We start from the raw sequence: 15758 nt of genomic DNA, 5'->3' as shown, positions 1-15758 counted from the left end.
TTGGTCTGTGTCTTATCAAATACCCTTTTAAAAGTTAGATCAATCAACCAAAACCCACTTTCATTAACTTAAAGTTAATGGTTAAGAGCAAAACTGAAGCATCAAAAATGGAAATAACAAAATTTCAGAATTCATGATAAATATAAAAAAATTATTTATGATACGGTTTGGAAAAATAACTTCTGCCAAGCGTAATAACGTTTTATGATTTTTTTAAATAAAATCATATAAAAACATAAGGTTATTGAAAATATCGCAAGTAATCTAGGAAAAATCCCGATCTCAATATAATTTTATTTATGATTAAAACTACACAAATACTCACCTAAAATTTAAATCATAATTTTGTCTTATAGATTTTTTATATTTAAAACTAACCAACTAAACCAAAAATTGAATTAAAACTTTGAGGAAATACATTTTTTGCTATAGTCTTAGCCGAATATTGATTTCCACAAGAGATCTCTTAGGTGTTGATGAGTTTGGGAAGATTGCTGGGTTGTTATGCAGTCTTATTGCAAATCGCTGTATTTTTACAGCCTTTACTGCCAGAGAAATATCAAATTTCTCCTGTATGTGAGACTATTGCCCAAGCTTTGCAATTGGGTGATTATTCATCCAGTATGCATATGGTTCAACACCATGATATGCAATCTCTACCAGAGCATTCAGCTCATAGCCAACTTCAGCATCAAAATCAAAACGCACATCATCATGATATAAATCATCAGTGTCAGTATTGTGTGGTATACAGCCATGTTATACCGTTACTTGATTTTGATTTAAAAGAAGTGTTGGTTAGAATTCAAATTCGTTTTCTGGCTTTTCAAGAAAACTTCTTTCATGTTTTCTTTGTATTACAACAATTATTCTTAATCCCTCAAGGCCGTGCCCCTCCTTTTTCTTTCACTATTTAATTTTTACAGTTTAAAAAATTTAATTTGTTGAAGAGACTAAGCATGCCTTATTGTTTAAAAAATACCCTATACTGGATAGAAATAGCCATATCTAAAGATTGGCTAAATTTCACGAATATAAAATGTGAGGTGCAGTCATGACCTTAGGACTGACAGCTTTAGAACTAGCACGAATCCAGTTTGCATTTACGGTTTCATTTCATATTATCTTTCCAGCAATTTCAATTGGTCTGGCCAGTTTTCTCGCAGTTCTGGAATGGCGCTGGTTACATACTGGCAATCCTGTTTATCAGGATTTATTCAAATTTTGGGTCAAAATCTTTGCAGTCGCCTTCGGGATGGGTGTGGTTTCCGGTGTGGTCATGAGCTACCAGTTTGGAACCAACTGGAGTGAGTTTTCTCGATTTGCAGGCGGCGTAACAGGGCCATTACTCAGCTATGAAGTACTCAGTGCTTTTTTCCTTGAGGCAGGTTTCTTAGGCATCATGCTTTTTGGATGGGGCCGTGTTGGGAAAAAAGCCCATTTCTTTGCGACTTTAATGGTTGCAGTTGGAACATGTATTTCGATGTTCTGGATCTTATCATCCAATAGCTGGATGCAAACCCCTCAAGGATTTACGATTGAAAATGGCATTATCGTTCCACAAGACTGGTTTGCCATTGTATTTAATCCATCTTTTCCTTATCGATTGGCACATATGGCAATTGCTGCATTTATGGTGTCATCGTTATTGGTGGCTGCAACTGCCGCTTGGCACTTACTCAAAGGCCGCCGTGATGACTTGGTAAAAAAATCTTTTTCAATGGCACTTTGGCTAATTTTGATTTTAGCCCCGTTGCAAGTTTTTGTGGGCGATGCACATGGTTTAAACACTTTAGAGCATCAACCAGCAAAACTCGCGGCTATGGAAGGTCATTGGGAAACCAACCATGATCATGCTATGCCTCTTTATTTATTCGGTATTCCAGACATGCAGGAAGAACGAACCAAATATGCGATTGCTATTCCTCATCTAGGGAGCTTGATCTTAACTCACTCTATGAATGGTACCGTCAAAGGTTTGAAAGACTTTGCACCTGAAGATCGTCCAAACTCCACTATCGTCTTTTGGAGCTTCCGAGTCATGGTAGGTTTAGGGATGTTAATGGTTTTACTTGCATTGGCAGGACTTTTACTTAGAAAATCTGGAAAGCTTTACGAAAATAAATGGTTTCAACGCTTTGCACTATTTATGGGGCCTTCAGGTTTTATTGCACTATTAGCAGGCTGGTTTACTACTGAGGTTGGTCGTCAGCCGTGGGTGGTTTATGGTGTGATGCGTACCAAAGATGCACTTTCGCCCGTATCTGCCGAACAAGTCGGTTTAACTTTAATCATTTTTGTACTGGTTTATTTTGTTGTTTTTGGCATTGGTATTTACTACATGCTTAAACTGATCAACAAAGGTCCTGAATTTATTCATAGCCAACCTGAACAAGTCGGTGGTGTTGGACATTTTAAAACCCCAATGCGCCCACTCAGTGCCGCTGATGAGCAAATTGATGATCAGAATAAAGGAGCTTGATCATGATTGATTTATCTTTAATCTGGATTGTCATCATTGCTGTAGGTGTATTTATTTATATTGTTCTGGATGGCTTTGACTTAGGAATTGGTATTTTATTCCCATTTATCAAAGACCAACATGAACGTGATGTCATGATGAATACGGTCGCACCCGTCTGGGATGGTAATGAAACCTGGATGGTTTTGGGTGGAGCGGGACTGTTTGCAGCTTTTCCCATGGTTTATTCCGCCGTGTTATCAGCACTTTATTTGCCAATAATTCTTATGGTAATCGCACTGATCTTCCGCGGCGTGGCTTTTGAATTTCGTTTTAAGGCCAATCGTACCAAACATTTATGGGATGCTGCTTTTATTGGTGGTTCTATAATCTCAAGCTTCTTACAAGGGGTAATTTTAGGTGCTTATATTCAGGGTATCCATATCGTAGATGGCCGTTATGCAGGCGGTGGTTTAGACTGGCTCACTCCATTTTCATTATTTACGGGTGTTGGTGTTGTAGTAGTCTATGCTGCTCTGGGCTGTGGTTGGTTGATTATGAAAACAGATCATCGATTACAACTTAATATGTATAGCTTAATGCCTAAACTCATGTATGCATTATTAATCATTTTTGTCTGTGTCAGTATTTATACGCCGTTATCACAGCCTCAAATTGCTGCACGCTGGTTTACTCAGCCTCAATTGACCTATTTTAGCCCTGTTCCAATTTTAGTGGTTATATTTACTTTTCTTACAGTTCGGGCATGTAGCAAACGTCAGGAATCTATGCCCTTTCTTTATACATTGGCATTGGTGTTCCTTGCATATACAGGCTTCTTGATTAGTATTTTCCCCTACATTATTCCACCGTCAGTGACTATTTGGGATGCAGCAGCTCCCGCCAATAGTCAGCTTTTTGCATTAATTGGCGCGCTAATTCTGATTCCAATTATCATTATGTATACCATCATGGCATATTGGGTATTTAGAGATAAAGTTCGTGTGGGTGATGAAGGTTATCACTAGGAGCAATTTCAAATGAAGTTATCTAAATTTCAGTGGTTTGTTGTACTCTGGCTTGCTGGTTTCTTCGGGCTTTTGATCATTGCGATGGCTTTTAGATTGCTGTTACAGCTGGCTTACTAGCAAGGGAATACAGCACTATGAATTTCATTCAACATAGCGATAAACGCCTAAATAATACTCTTGCTAACATTCAGGATGATTTTTTATCACACCACATGGTTCGAATCCGTAGAGCTCTCAATATTTCACAGGCTCAACTGGCTTCAAAACTCGGAATTTCTGCCAGAACACTCGAAAGTTGGGAAAGAGGTGTACGCCATCCCTCAAGTTCTGCTCAGGCATTAATTCGGCTGTTTATTCAATCACTGCATTTTGTATTAAAAAATCTAGGCTAATGCAAAAACCAGACTTTGTAATATACAAAGTCTGGTTTCATCAGAATGATTTTAATGGCGTGTACAAGCTTTAGGCTAAGTTATTTTTAATCACTCGAAGTGATTCATTTAATCGCTTAATATCTGAAGGCTTCAAGCCAGAGAAGCTGTCATTAAACAATAATGAAGTAATTTCATTAATTTTAATGACCATTTCATGCCCGAGTTTAGTCAATGCCACTCGGGTTACGCGGTTATCGTTCTCACACAATGAGGTTTCGACATATCCCTCATCCTTTAAACGATAAATTATTTTTGTTGTTGTTGGAATTTTAATCAGCGCCATTTCCGCCAAATCTGAAATGCTTGCATCCTGTCTTGTAGATGCAGCCAATAAAATACGTCGTCTCGAATTATCTAAACCATGCTTTTTAAGAGAATTATCAATTTTATTTATATAAAGTGCATGGACTTGAGAAATGAGATAGTAAGGAAATTCTTCTAGATCAAAATCATCGTGTGTAGGAAAATATTTAGCATATTTATTGGTCATACGTATCTAAGAGCAAATTGATTCATTGATTTTAAGTTAGCATATATTTGAAAGTTTGAATAAACAAATATTGTCTTTCCGATCAATTAATATTTAAAAATCATATTTTTATACCATTTGGTATCAATCGACAAAATACGATTCTTAAAAAAACAATCGTAAATCATTGGCTTCCGAGCAAATCATAAAAAGTATTAAATTTTTACTTTCACTCTTGCATTTTTTCGAATCATTGCATCAAAAAACTTAGTTGCAAAACTACTTTCACGAATCAGTATTGCAGGTAAATTTGTACACTTTTCCTTAATTTGATCTGGCACTGGCATATCTTCGCCAGACATTGAATCTAAGTGATATTGAACTTGTGCAGTACATTGTACTGCTAGAAATAACATAAATGCTTTTTTAACGCAGATTTTTTATCCAGAAAGCTTAAACTCACCATTGTAAATGAATTGGGCTTTTTCAAAAATTTGCTATTATTTTAGTATTCGATATTTCTAAGAGAATCCCAAAATATTTTCAAATAATCATCTTTTCTTAACTTATTTTTAAATATAAAAATTTGCTGCTTAATAATAAATTCACGCGCATTAATAATTTTTAACCTTTTTCTTAACAAATCTTCTTCAATCGTAATTTTAGGCAACCAAGCAATTCCTGCACCTTGCAATACGAAATCCTTAAGATTATTTGCATGATCTGTTTCATATAAAATTCGATAATCTAATCTATTTACAATAACCTGATCAACCAGATTTCTTAAGTACGCATTTTTACTGTAAGATAACAATGGAAATCTTTGATTTAAATCATATTTTGCATTTCCATCTTCATCAATAAGTGTAACAGGAATAATTTCTGTTTCACCAAGCTTTAAATAACTAAGTACTTCATGATTAATTAATTTCAATTTGGATTCATCTGAATAACAAATCAAGAAATCACAAGCCCCTTCTTTTAAAAGTTTAAACCCCTCACCCACGTTGGCAGCAACCAATTCTATTTTAAAATCTTTAATATATTCGGGGAATAATTTTAAAAACTTTGAAAAAAAAGTAGAACTTAATGAATGAACGACTGCAAATTTGATGGTCACTTCATTTGCACGATTTAAATTATTTAATAAAGCCAAAGTTGCATTCAATTGTTGTTCAATACTTTTGGCTGTCGTCAATAATATCTGACCCGCATCGGTAAACTCCATATAACGCGAGTTTCGCTCCAAAATGGGATAACCCAAAGATTGCTCTAGCTGTTGAATGCGTCTTGTAAAAGCGGACTGACTGACAAAGCGTCGCTCTGCAGCTTTTGAAAATGAACGTTCTTGTTCGAGTGTGAGTAGATCTTCAATCCAGCGAATTTCAAGACTCATTGCTTCATGTCATATAGTGTTTTGGCGCATTATAAACACGGTATGCAAAAAATGCATACTAAAATTAATCTATGCATTAGAAATCATGCAAACCCAATTCTATGATGAATCATCTTGTCTAGATAGCGATATAAGAATGAACGCTGAAATTCAAACTCGTACAGAAAAGGATTTACTGGGTCTACGTGAAGTACCAAATCAATTTTACTTCGGTATCCAAACTTTACGAGCAATTGAAAACTTCAATCTAAGCTCTAATAAAATCAATCAATATCCAAATTTGATCAAATCATTAGCGATGGTGAAGCATGCATGTGCAGAAGCAAACCATACTTTGGGTAAATTAAGTGATTTAAAATTTAATGCAATCAAATATAGCTGTGATCAGTTAATTCAAGGTTTTTACCACGAACAGTTCCCCATTGACCTCATTCAGGGTGGTGCGGGTACCTCTACCAACATGAATGCCAATGAAGTAATTGCAAATATTGCATTAGAGCATTTGGGTCATAAAAAAGGTGAATACAACTTTTTACATCCAAACAATGATGTGAATATGTCTCAATCGACCAATGACGTTTATCCAACTGCAATTCGCTTAGGTTTATTATTCAGCTTAGATGATTTAAATACGCCTTTTGAAAATTTGATTGCTAGCCTACGCCGTAAGGGTGATGAATTTGCACATATTTTGAAAATGGGCCGTACTCAGCTTCAAGACGCCGTTCCAATGACTTTGGGTCAAGAATTTAATGCTTTTGCTTCTACACTTGAAAAAGATTTGATCAAGATTAGAGAAATCGCGCCTCAAACTCTAAATTATATGAATCTTGGCGGTACTGCGATTGGTACAGGAATCAATACAGAACAAAAATATACCCAACTTGCCATTGATGCACTTGCGACAATTAGCCAGAAAGATATCAAGTCTGCTCCCGATTTAATCGAAGCGACTTCAGATATGGGTGATTTTGTATTGTTGTCAGGATTACTTAAACGTACAGCAACTAAACTCTCAAAAATCGCCAATGATCTACGTTTACTTTCAAGTGGTCCACGTACTGGGATCAATGAAATTAATCTAGAGCCGCGCCAACCTGGCAGCTCAATCATGCCAGGTAAAGTAAACCCAGTTATTCCAGAGGCAATGAATCTTGTATGTTTCCAGATTATTGCGAATGATTTGGCTGTAACTTTATCTGCTGAAGCGGGTCAATTACAATTAAATGCAATGGAACCCCTGATTGCATTCAAACTGTTTGAATCAATTGAGTTACTTGGTAATGCGCTCGTCATGTTCCAAACCAAGTGTATCGATACCGTGACTGCAAACGAACAACATTGTAAAGCACTTGTCGATAATTCCATTGGAATTGTGACTGCTCTGAATCCTTATCTTGGATATGAAACCACAACACGTATTGCTAAAACTGCAAATGAAAGTGGTTTAAGCGTATTGAGTCTGATCAAATCTGAAAACCTGTTGTCTGATGATCAACTTTCAGAAATTTTAGCGGTTGACAATATGGTGCAACCGAAAGCTGAAATGGTTTAAGAAATCCCATTTAAAAAGGAACTCCTATGAGTTCCTTTCTTTATTTCTTAGATTGGTTCTAAAATCAACATAAAATTTGAATATAAAAAATACAGTTCAAAATTTTAAACTTTTATCTATATAAATAACTCAAACCATCAGATAAGCTTGGAGATGTCTAAAATATCGTATAAATACGATATATCATTTATGAAGATATAGAAACTCAGGAAAAAACTCTATGACGGATTTGCCCACAACAATGCGACATATCGAAATTTCTCAATCTGGCGATCCAGATGTTTTACATATTGTAGAAACCTCTTTACCAAAAATAAAAATTGATGAAATCCTCATTGAAGTAAAAGCATTTGGTATCAACCGACCAGATGTTCTACAACGCAAAGGACTTTATCCAATGCCTAAGGATGTGACTCCAATTCCTGGTCTTGAAGTTGCTGGAATTGTCACTGCTATAGGCGAGAATGTTAGCCAGTTTAAAGTTGGTGATCGAGTTTGTGCATTGACCAATGGTGGTGGTTATGCAGAGTATTGTGCTGTACCAGAAACTCAAACCCTTCCTATTCCCTCCAATCTTTCTTATATAGAAGCAGCCGCTATACCTGAAACCTATTTCACGGTATGGGCCAACCTGTTTGATATTGGTCAATTATCTGTTGGTGAAACCGCGCTTATTCATGGCGGAGCGAGCGGTATTGGCACAACAGCACTCACACTTTGCCACGCGATGGGCATCAAAACATTCTGCACAGTAGGCAGTGATGACAAAGTTGATGCTTTAAATAAAATCACTACCGCAATCAATTATAAAAAACATAATTTTGAAGAAGTGATTTTAGAGCAGACCCAAAATAAAGGCGTAGATGTGATTCTTGATATTGTTGGAGGTAAATATTTCCAACAAAACATGAACACATTAAAGCGAGATGGTCGACTTGTAATCCTTGGATTTATGGGTGGACGCTATGCGAAAGAGTTTGATCTACAACAGTTAATTTTGAAGCGAGCGAAAGTGACTGGTTCTACCATGCGTGCGCGGACTGATCAGGAAAAATCTGAAATTACTCAATCACTAAGACAGCATGTTTGGCCATTACTCTCTGAAGGCAAAAGTTTACCCCTCATTTATAAATCCTTTAGCTTTGAAGATATTTCCAAAGCTCATACATGTATGGAAGAAAGTGAGCATATTGGCAAAATAGTAATTACATTAACTGAATAATCAAAATGTGAAGTACAGGACTTTTCCAATTCATTAGAAAAGTCTCGTACATCTTCATTGTTACATCACTATAATTAGGTCAACTTACAATAAATCATAGTCATGAGAATGCCTTTTCGCTTAGGCCAATGTTATAATGTAACAGTTAAATTAAGTCACGTTTGCTAAAATGAAAAAATCAAATGTAACTCTGGGACTGATCGTAATTAGTCTGGGTATTTGTTCATGTACAACCCCTACACATCAACAACCTGTTCAAAAAAAGCCTCAACCTCCTCGATTTAATGTCTTACATCCCATTAAAATTAAAAAAATCACACCTGTATCTTATTATGTGTGGCTTGAAAAACAAAATAATCACCAACGTGTAAAAGCTTACAAAGATTTTCTGAGTAGCCAAGGTGTGACTATGGTTGCGCCAGATTTTGAGCTTTTTCGTTCTGCCCGTGGTTGGGAAGAATGCCATTATGACCAGTACGATATTCCTGATCAGTCCGTCTGGGTCAATGCCGTCCCGACACTTAAGTTATTACAGAAATTAGTTAATATAGGTATTTTGACTGATTTTGAGTTGACCTCTGCCTATCGTTCACCATTACTTAACGCGTGTGTTGGTGGAGCCAAGGAATCATCGCATATGCAAAATGCTGCGGTAGATTTTCGTATTGGTCCAGAGTTTCCAACCAGTTTTGAAGAAACGGATATTGCCGATACCAAAATTAAATTATGTAAATTCTGGCAAACAGAAGGAGCTAAATACAACATGGGACTGGGTGTTTACAGTACGGGACAAATCCATATCGATACCAAAGGTTTTCGCACATGGGGACCAGATCATACATGGCATAGCTCAATATGTGGTGAAAAAATTCCTTAATATTTTTATAAATCATATACATAAATAATTATAGATGACCAATTCAATAAAATAGTTGATTATATGTTACATTATAACATAACATTTATTTCGTGACGTTATCAGTTCAGCACAACTGCATATTTCAGCTTTGCTAAATAAATTGTCATCGAATTCATGATTTTTCTCTTTTGCATAGGACATCGCCAATGGTCAGTTCCGTAGCCAATCCTTCATACAAACTTCCTGTTACTGTCTTATCAGGATTTTTAGGTGCAGGAAAAACAACCTTGCTTAATCATATTTTAAACAATCGCGAAGGTCGCCGTGTAGCAGTGATTGTAAATGATATGTCAGAAGTCAATATTGATGCTGCTCTGGTTCAAAATGGTGGCGCAGAACTCTCACGTACAGATGAAAAACTCGTCGAAATGAGCAATGGTTGTATATGTTGTACGTTACGTGAAGATTTATTGATTGAAGTTAAACGCTTGGCAGAAGAAAACAAATTTGACCAACTGGTGATTGAATCGACTGGAATATCGGAACCTCTTCCTGTCGCAGAAACCTTTACTTTTGCAGATGAAGCAGGTCAATCTTTAAATGAATTTGCTCAACTCGATACAATGGTGACTGTGGTTGACGCATTTAATTTTCTACAAGACTATAGCTCTTATGATCAATTAAATGATCGTGGTGAGTCTCTTGGCGAGCACGATCAACGCAGCGTTGTAGATTTGCTTATCGATCAGATTGAGTTTTGCGATGTAATCATCCTGAATAAAGTGGACTTGATTGATGATATTAAAAAAGAACGTTTAATGGCTATTCTGAATAAACTTAATCCACGGGCAAGAATTCAAATTTCAGAATTTGGAAAAGTAGATTTAGATTCAGTCTTGAATACAGGTTTATTTGATTTCGATCAAGCTGCACAAGCCCCAGGCTGGCTAAAAGAACTTCGTGGTGAACATGTGCCAGAAACAGAAGAATACGGCATTACAAGTTTTGTATATCGCGCTCGTCGCCCTTTTCATCCACAACGGTTTTTTAATTTTATTAATTCTGAATGGCCAGGTGTTATTCGTTCAAAAGGTTTTTTCTGGCTAGCCTGCGAACCAACGCTCGCATGCTCTTGGTCACAAGCTGGTGGTATGGCAAGACACGGTATGGCAGGCACATGGTGGGCTGCAACAGAACCAGAGAACTGGCCAAGAGATGATCAGTCACTTGCCGAAATTGAAAAACATTGGGATGAAAAAGTTGGTGATGCTCGTCAAGAGATTGTCATGATTGGAATGGATATGAATCAAGATACACTTATTCAAGGTTTCAATGAATGTCTACTCAGCGATGATGAAATGGCGCTTGGCCCTGACGGCTGGACTCAAATGTCAAATCCGTTTGATTGGTCTTAATCACTAAATTTTAATTCTATTTAATCACTTATATTGTATAACCTAATATGAATGCTCAACTTCCCGATGTATCAGTCTCACAGCTTCCTTGCAATTTATCCCCTTTAAATTGGGTGGGCATGCAACATATAGACTTACCTACTGTGATTGATACGGCAAATCAAACTGTTAATACCAAAGTTGATGTATATGTAAATTTACCCAAAAGTAGTGTAAAAGGCATTCATATGTCTAGGTTATATCATTTGATTAATCATCTATCCGTATTGAATACGATGTCTATAAAATCAGTTCTCAAGCAAATGATAGATAGCCATCAAGATTGTGGAACTACTGCGGCCAAAATTGTATTTAAATTTGATCTGCTGTTAAAAAGAGATGCTATCGTCAGTACAGCGCTTTCAGGATGGAAAAGTTATCCCGTTATCATTGAGGCCAGTATTATTAATGAATTGTTTAATATTGAATACAAACTCGATATAAGTTATTCCTCGACCTGCCCTTGCTCTGCTGCCTTATCAAGGCAAATCATTAAGAATGGATTCAAAGCAGATTTTAGTTCTCAAAATTTAATACCCAGTGCAGATATTGAAGCTTGGCTCGAACAATACGCGACATTGGCTACACCTCACAGCCAGCGTAGTATTGCAACGGTTGTGGTACAGCCTTTTGATTATGCTCATGATATTAATTTTGTCGATTTAATCGATTCAATAGAAAATACACTAAAGACACCAACACAGACTGCGGTTAAACGTGCAGATGAACAAGCTTTTGCCAAGTTAAATGGTGAAAATCTTATGTTTGTAGAAGATGCTGCACGCCGCCTTAAAATGCTACTAGATCAAAAATATAAGTTTTGGTCCGCACAAGTGGTACATCAAGAAAGTCTTCATCCTCATGATGCGATTGCAGTTGCAATATCATCTTAATAATAAGTTTATGTCTTCTTATAGCGTTAAGTTTGAGCCTTAACGCTATATTGTTAATTTTAAATTTATGGTTTTTTGTTTGCTTTTAAAATTATATTTATTTTACTTAGGCTATTTTATTTTTTAATTTGCTTAGGCTATTTAAGGCTACAAAGTAAATGAATCGATTTGCCCAAAAGTCAAAGTAAACTTGCAAAAAAGACGCAGATAATCAAACAACGGATGTCTCCTAACCAAATTAATGAATTTTTATCCTTTATCGGGCGATGAATAAGATGATTAGGTCTAGTTTAATAATGTCTTGAATTATCTAAATTTAACTTTTGCCAATTGTCCTACAATGTATTGGTTTATTTATATACGATAAAATTTTAAATTAATGATCAAATTGGTCAGTCCATCACGGAAATTTGTTCTAAGTAAAAATTGATAAAATGCTGTTAAGTTTTTTTGAATAGAAAGGCATATCGTGAACTACATGTGCCTTTTTTTAAACTGATGACTTTAGTTTTTGCTGTGTATCGCCCTGCTGTCGAATAAAGTTTAAGGATAATTAAATTGATGATATAACGAAATCCAACAACTAATACAAATCATTGTTTTTAATAACATAGTTTAAATAATAGTTGATAAAAACTGCTTTTATTTTCGTAGAGAAAAGTGGTTTACAACCTACAAATAAGATGATTTTCTTACTGATTTCATTTCACGGGTAAGCCCATTTCTATTTCAATCATATGCAAATTTGAAAGAAACTAAACTTATTCATATTGTTTCGCTATAAATAATCGCTACGCTGGCAGGTAGTGAGCGATATAATTTATGGCTGTTACACAAAACAAATGAACTGATTTGGTCAATTCAGTTTAAAATACGTTACCAACATTCTTAATCAAATTTTGTCATTTTTTAACATTGCCTATTTCTTGCAAAGTTTACAATATATGCTTTGAAATTTGGCAAATACATTCTGTTCAATTACAAGCAATTTGCACAAGAAATGTAGAAATATATGCCATAATAAGCAAACTTTGCAGGTAATTTGCAAAGAAATTTGCATTTAAGAAATTGGAGCACGTTGAATGAGTTCAACCATTTTGGTGATTCACGGACCGAATTTGAATCTTTTAGGAAAAAGAGAACCAGAGGTATATGGTTATCTCAGTCTTGATGATATCAATCAACAGCTCAAAACCCAAGCTCAAGCATCAAATATCTCATTAGAAACTTTCCAAAGTAATTGGGAAGGCGCGATCGTTGATCGTATCCATCAGGCACAAATTGATGGTATTCAATTTATTCTCATCAATCCAGCAGCATTAACCCATACATCTGTTGCGGTTAGGGATGCATTGCTTGGCGTTGCTATTCCCTTTATTGAAGTTCATTTATCGAACGTTCACGCTCGTGAAGCTTTTAGACATCACTCATATTTGTCCGATAAAGCGGTTGGCGTAATTTGCGGTTTCGGTGCAAAGGGTTATCACTTTGCACTGGATTATGCCATCCAAAAAATTCAACCATCTACTTAATTCAACATGATTTAGGAACATTCACCTATGGATATTCGCAAAATTAAGAAACTCATCGACTTGATGATTGAATCTGACTTACAAGCGATTGAGGTTAAAGAAGGTGATCAATCTATCGCTCTAACTCGCCCTACTCCAGTTATTGCGGCTGGTGCGATTGCAGCAGCTCCTGCATCAGCAGCGCCTGCTGCACCTGCAGTGAAAACTCCACGTGGTGCTGTTGAAACGTCTCCAATGGTTGGCGTATTTTATGCAGCTCCAAGTCCAGGTGAAGGTCCTTTTGTTAAGGTAGGCCAAACAGTTTCTGCTGGTGAAACATTGGGTATTATCGAAGCAATGAAAATCATGAACCCAATCGAAGCAACTCAAAGTGGCGTTGTTGAAGAAATTTTAGTTAAAAATGGTGATGTAATCCAATTTGGTCAACCATTATTCCGCTTCCGCGCATAATCTCACGGGGATACTTATGTTGCAAAAAGTTTTAATTGCAAACCGTGGTGAAATCGCGTTACGAATTACCCGGGCTTGCAAAACATTAGGAATCAAGACCGTTGGTATCTATTCAGATGCTGACAAAGACTTAATGCATTTACGTTTTGTTGATGAAGCGGTATGTATTGGACCGGGTGCAAGTAGTGATAGCTATTTAAATATCCCCGCAATTATTACTGCAGCAGAAATCACAGGCGCAGATGCCATCCATCCAGGTTACGGTTTCCTTTCTGAAAATGCTGAGTTTGCAGAAATTGTCGAAACTTCTGGTTTTATTTTCATTGGTCCACGTCCAGAACATATCCGCCTCATGGGTAATAAAGTATCTGCGATTATTGCCATGAAAAAAGCTGGTGTTCCAACAGTTCCAGGTTGTGATCACGCTGTAACCATTCACAACGCGCTTGCAGAAGCAAAAGAGATTGGCTTTCCATTGATTGTCAAAGCTGCTTCTGGTGGTGGTGGTCGTGGTATGCGTATTGTTGAACGCGTTGATACACTTCTTGAATCTGTTCAGGCAGCACAACGTGACGCAGAAATGTGGTTTGGTGATGATACGGTCTATATGGAACGTTTCTTACAAAAGCCACGTCATATTGAAGTTCAGGTATTGGGCGATGGAAATGGTCATGCTGTGCATCTTTACGACCGTGACTGTTCTTTGCAACGCCGCCACCAAAAAGTACTAGAAGAAGCTCCTGCACCAAATCTTCCAGAGCAAGCACGTGCCGATATTCTAGAAGCATGTGTGAATGCGTGTAAGTTAATGCAATACCGCGGCGCTGGTACTTTTGAGTTTCTATTTGAAGATGGTGAATTCTTCTTTATTGAAATGAATACACGTGTTCAGGTAGAGCATCCTGTTACTGAAATGGTGACAGGAATTGACATTATCGAGCAACAATTGCGTATTGCTGCTGGTCTTGGTTTAGAGCTTCAACAAGAAGATATTGAAGTTCGTGGTCATGCCATCGAATGCCGTATCAATGCTGAAGATCCAACCACATTTTTGCCATCACCAGGTAAAATTGAGACGTTCTATGCGCCAGGTGGAGCGGGTATCCGTTTAGATTCGCATATCTATTCAGGCTATAGCATTCCACCTTACTATGATTCAATGATTGCAAAACTCATTTCACATGGTAAAGATCGTGAAACGTCAATGGCACGTATGCGTCAAGCACTGGATGAAACTATTCTCACTGGTGTTAAAACCAATATTCCATTACATAAAGATCTGATCTTACAAGATAAAAACTTCTTAAAAGAAGCGATGGACATCCATTATCTTGAAAAGCATCTTTTAAAACAATTGGAAGCTGAAAAAGCAGCTCCAGCAGCTGAAACCACAGAAAAAGCCTAATTCTCTTTGTGGTTTATAAAAAACCCTTATCTATACGATAAGGGTTTTTTTTATTCTGTAGAGATTATGGTAAAACCCTACGCAAGGTTGCAAAACACTGTTGACCTTTTTCATTTGCACAAAAATCGATGGTATTTGCATTTTTCCAATGCACAAAATACTGAGATACTTCCCCAGATTGATCCACTTTTTGTCCAGAACAATCTACTTCATTATTATCATATTTGATTTGCATGATTAATGCCGATAGTTGCTCATTTTTGTCTGGCGAAGGTTGGTAGTCATAAACGCCATAGGACCATTCTTGTCCACTTTTCACAAATACTTCATTGGCATTTCTAAAATTATAATACTCAACACACTTTTTATTGTTGGGAATTTCCATACCCCATAGCCCCATGATCTCTGGTCGAGATACAATTTTAATTGTATTAGGACTAAGATCCAGACTTGGCGCCTCATCAGATGTTGCTGGGGTTGAAACTGTTTCAGCCATGGCAAATGAAGAACACAAGCACAATAAACCAACAATATAGATATTTTTCATAGATTTATTAACGACTAAATGCATGCAGTTAACTTAGCATATTTTTGATC

At 36.6% G+C, this 15758-nt stretch carries 16 protein-coding genes; 12 read left to right on the top strand and 4 right to left on the bottom strand.

From position 1 onward, the window contains the following. Window positions 1–476 precede the first annotated feature (476 nt). The 4 genes from F952_RS09850 to F952_RS09835 all read left to right on the top strand — a co-directional run bounded on the left by F952_RS09850 (window position 477) and on the right by F952_RS09835 (window position 3884). On the top strand, window positions 477–917 hold the full coding sequence (locus tag F952_RS09850; RefSeq protein WP_004926767.1) for a DUF2946 domain-containing protein: 441 nt from the start codon (window positions 477–479) through the stop codon (window positions 915–917). A 137-nt stretch (window positions 918–1054) separates the two neighbouring features. Beyond that, entirely contained in the window at window positions 1055–2482 is a 1428-nt protein-coding gene (locus F952_RS09845) for a cytochrome ubiquinol oxidase subunit I (protein WP_004926765.1), read from the top strand. Window positions 2483–2484: 2 nt separating this feature from the next. Continuing rightward, window positions 2485–3489: a cytochrome d ubiquinol oxidase subunit II gene (gene cydB / locus F952_RS09840; RefSeq protein WP_004926761.1), complete on the top strand. Its 1005-nt coding sequence runs from the start codon at window positions 2485–2487 to the stop codon at window positions 3487–3489. A gap of 137 nt (window positions 3490–3626) precedes the next feature. Further along, window positions 3627–3884 (top strand): helix-turn-helix domain-containing protein, encoded by a 258-nt coding sequence (locus F952_RS09835; RefSeq protein ID WP_004926759.1) that lies wholly within the window; start codon window positions 3627–3629, stop codon window positions 3882–3884. Window positions 3885–3954: 70 nt separating this feature from the next. Here the strand turns inward: F952_RS09835 and F952_RS09830 are convergent, their stop codons facing one another. From F952_RS09830 to F952_RS09820, 3 genes are all read right to left on the bottom strand, one after another. Then, the gene (locus F952_RS09830) at window positions 3955–4416 is read right to left on the bottom strand and encodes a MarR family winged helix-turn-helix transcriptional regulator (protein ID WP_004926755.1); all 462 of its coding nucleotides are present in this window, start codon (window positions 4414–4416) and stop codon (window positions 3955–3957) included. Window positions 4417–4610: 194 nt separating this feature from the next. Then, window positions 4611–4811, bottom strand: a complete 201-nt coding sequence (locus F952_RS09825; protein ID WP_004926753.1) for a hypothetical protein — start codon at window positions 4809–4811, stop codon at window positions 4611–4613. 89 nt (window positions 4812–4900) lie between these two features. Continuing rightward, window positions 4901–5791, bottom strand: a complete 891-nt coding sequence (locus tag F952_RS09820; RefSeq protein ID WP_004926749.1) for a LysR substrate-binding domain-containing protein — start codon at window positions 5789–5791, stop codon at window positions 4901–4903. A 136-nt stretch (window positions 5792–5927) separates the two neighbouring features. On the opposite strand from F952_RS09820, the gene F952_RS09815 reads away from it, so the two are divergent. The 8 genes from F952_RS09815 (at window position 5928) to accC (ending at window position 15161) form a co-directional block, all read left to right on the top strand. Further along, window positions 5928–7346 carry an aspartate ammonia-lyase gene (locus F952_RS09815; RefSeq protein WP_011182339.1) on the top strand — a complete coding sequence of 473 codons (1419 nt, stop codon included), beginning with the start codon at window positions 5928–5930 and terminating at the stop codon, window positions 7344–7346. A gap of 220 nt (window positions 7347–7566) precedes the next feature. After that, window positions 7567–8568, top strand: coding sequence for an NAD(P)H-quinone oxidoreductase (locus F952_RS09810; RefSeq protein WP_004926744.1), 1002 nt, complete (start codon window positions 7567–7569; stop codon window positions 8566–8568). Between the two features lie 169 nt (window positions 8569–8737). Beyond that, window positions 8738–9445, top strand: coding sequence for a YcbK family protein (locus F952_RS09805; RefSeq protein WP_004926742.1), 708 nt, complete (start codon window positions 8738–8740; stop codon window positions 9443–9445). Between the two features lie 188 nt (window positions 9446–9633). Next, entirely contained in the window at window positions 9634–10842 is a 1209-nt protein-coding gene (gene zigA, locus F952_RS09800) for a zinc metallochaperone GTPase ZigA (RefSeq protein ID WP_004926739.1), read from the top strand. 47 nt (window positions 10843–10889) lie between these two features. Next, entirely contained in the window at window positions 10890–11774 is an 885-nt protein-coding gene (gene folE2 / locus F952_RS09795) for a GTP cyclohydrolase FolE2 (RefSeq protein ID WP_004926735.1), read from the top strand. Between the two features lie 1082 nt (window positions 11775–12856). Next, on the top strand, window positions 12857–13306 hold the full coding sequence (aroQ, locus tag F952_RS09790) for a type II 3-dehydroquinate dehydratase (RefSeq protein WP_004926732.1): 450 nt from the start codon (window positions 12857–12859) through the stop codon (window positions 13304–13306). A gap of 27 nt (window positions 13307–13333) precedes the next feature. After that, window positions 13334–13756, top strand: a complete 423-nt coding sequence (gene accB / locus F952_RS09785; protein WP_004926729.1) for an acetyl-CoA carboxylase biotin carboxyl carrier protein — start codon at window positions 13334–13336, stop codon at window positions 13754–13756. A gap of 16 nt (window positions 13757–13772) precedes the next feature. Then, on the top strand, window positions 13773–15161 hold the full coding sequence (gene accC / locus F952_RS09780) for an acetyl-CoA carboxylase biotin carboxylase subunit (RefSeq protein ID WP_004926725.1): 1389 nt from the start codon (window positions 13773–13775) through the stop codon (window positions 15159–15161). A gap of 64 nt (window positions 15162–15225) precedes the next feature. Here accC and F952_RS09775 read toward each other — a convergent pair whose 3' ends face one another. Then, entirely contained in the window at window positions 15226–15732 is a 507-nt protein-coding gene (locus tag F952_RS09775; protein ID WP_004926721.1) for a hypothetical protein, read from the bottom strand. Window positions 15733–15758: the final 26 nt, after the last annotated feature.

The sequence above is a fragment of the Acinetobacter baylyi DSM 14961 = CIP 107474 genome, from assembly GCF_000368685.1.
Taxonomy (GTDB): Bacteria; Pseudomonadota; Gammaproteobacteria; order Pseudomonadales; family Moraxellaceae; genus Acinetobacter; species Acinetobacter baylyi.
The sequence above is the reverse complement of the archived record's forward strand: the minus strand, read 5'-3'. Positions and strand labels throughout refer to the sequence as shown.

What these genes read in the sequence shown, in the direction of transcription:
- F952_RS09850 (WP_004926767.1), top strand. Translation starts at nt 477, where the DNA reads ATGAGTTTGGGAAGATTGCTGGGTTGTTATGCAGTCTTATTGCAAATC.
- F952_RS09845 (WP_004926765.1), top strand. Translation starts at nt 1,055, where the DNA reads ATGACCTTAGGACTGACAGCTTTAGAACTAGCACGAATCCAGTTTGCA.
- cydB (WP_004926761.1), top strand. Translation starts at nt 2,485, where the DNA reads ATGATTGATTTATCTTTAATCTGGATTGTCATCATTGCTGTAGGTGTA.
- F952_RS09835 (WP_004926759.1), top strand. Translation starts at nt 3,627, where the DNA reads ATGAATTTCATTCAACATAGCGATAAACGCCTAAATAATACTCTTGCT.
- F952_RS09830 (WP_004926755.1), bottom strand. Translation starts at nt 4,416, where the DNA reads ATGACCAATAAATATGCTAAATATTTTCCTACACACGATGATTTTGAT.
- F952_RS09825 (WP_004926753.1), bottom strand. Translation starts at nt 4,811, where the DNA reads ATGTTATTTCTAGCAGTACAATGTACTGCACAAGTTCAATATCACTTA.
- F952_RS09820 (WP_004926749.1), bottom strand. Translation starts at nt 5,791, where the DNA reads ATGAGTCTTGAAATTCGCTGGATTGAAGATCTACTCACACTCGAACAA.
- F952_RS09815 (WP_011182339.1), top strand. Translation starts at nt 5,928, where the DNA reads ATGAACGCTGAAATTCAAACTCGTACAGAAAAGGATTTACTGGGTCTA.
- F952_RS09810 (WP_004926744.1), top strand. Translation starts at nt 7,567, where the DNA reads ATGACGGATTTGCCCACAACAATGCGACATATCGAAATTTCTCAATCT.
- F952_RS09805 (WP_004926742.1), top strand. Translation starts at nt 8,738, where the DNA reads ATGAAAAAATCAAATGTAACTCTGGGACTGATCGTAATTAGTCTGGGT.
- zigA (WP_004926739.1), top strand. Translation starts at nt 9,634, where the DNA reads ATGGTCAGTTCCGTAGCCAATCCTTCATACAAACTTCCTGTTACTGTC.
- folE2 (WP_004926735.1), top strand. Translation starts at nt 10,890, where the DNA reads ATGAATGCTCAACTTCCCGATGTATCAGTCTCACAGCTTCCTTGCAAT.
- aroQ (WP_004926732.1), top strand. Translation starts at nt 12,857, where the DNA reads ATGAGTTCAACCATTTTGGTGATTCACGGACCGAATTTGAATCTTTTA.
- accB (WP_004926729.1), top strand. Translation starts at nt 13,334, where the DNA reads ATGGATATTCGCAAAATTAAGAAACTCATCGACTTGATGATTGAATCT.
- accC (WP_004926725.1), top strand. Translation starts at nt 13,773, where the DNA reads ATGTTGCAAAAAGTTTTAATTGCAAACCGTGGTGAAATCGCGTTACGA.
- F952_RS09775 (WP_004926721.1), bottom strand. Translation starts at nt 15,732, where the DNA reads ATGCATTTAGTCGTTAATAAATCTATGAAAAATATCTATATTGTTGGT.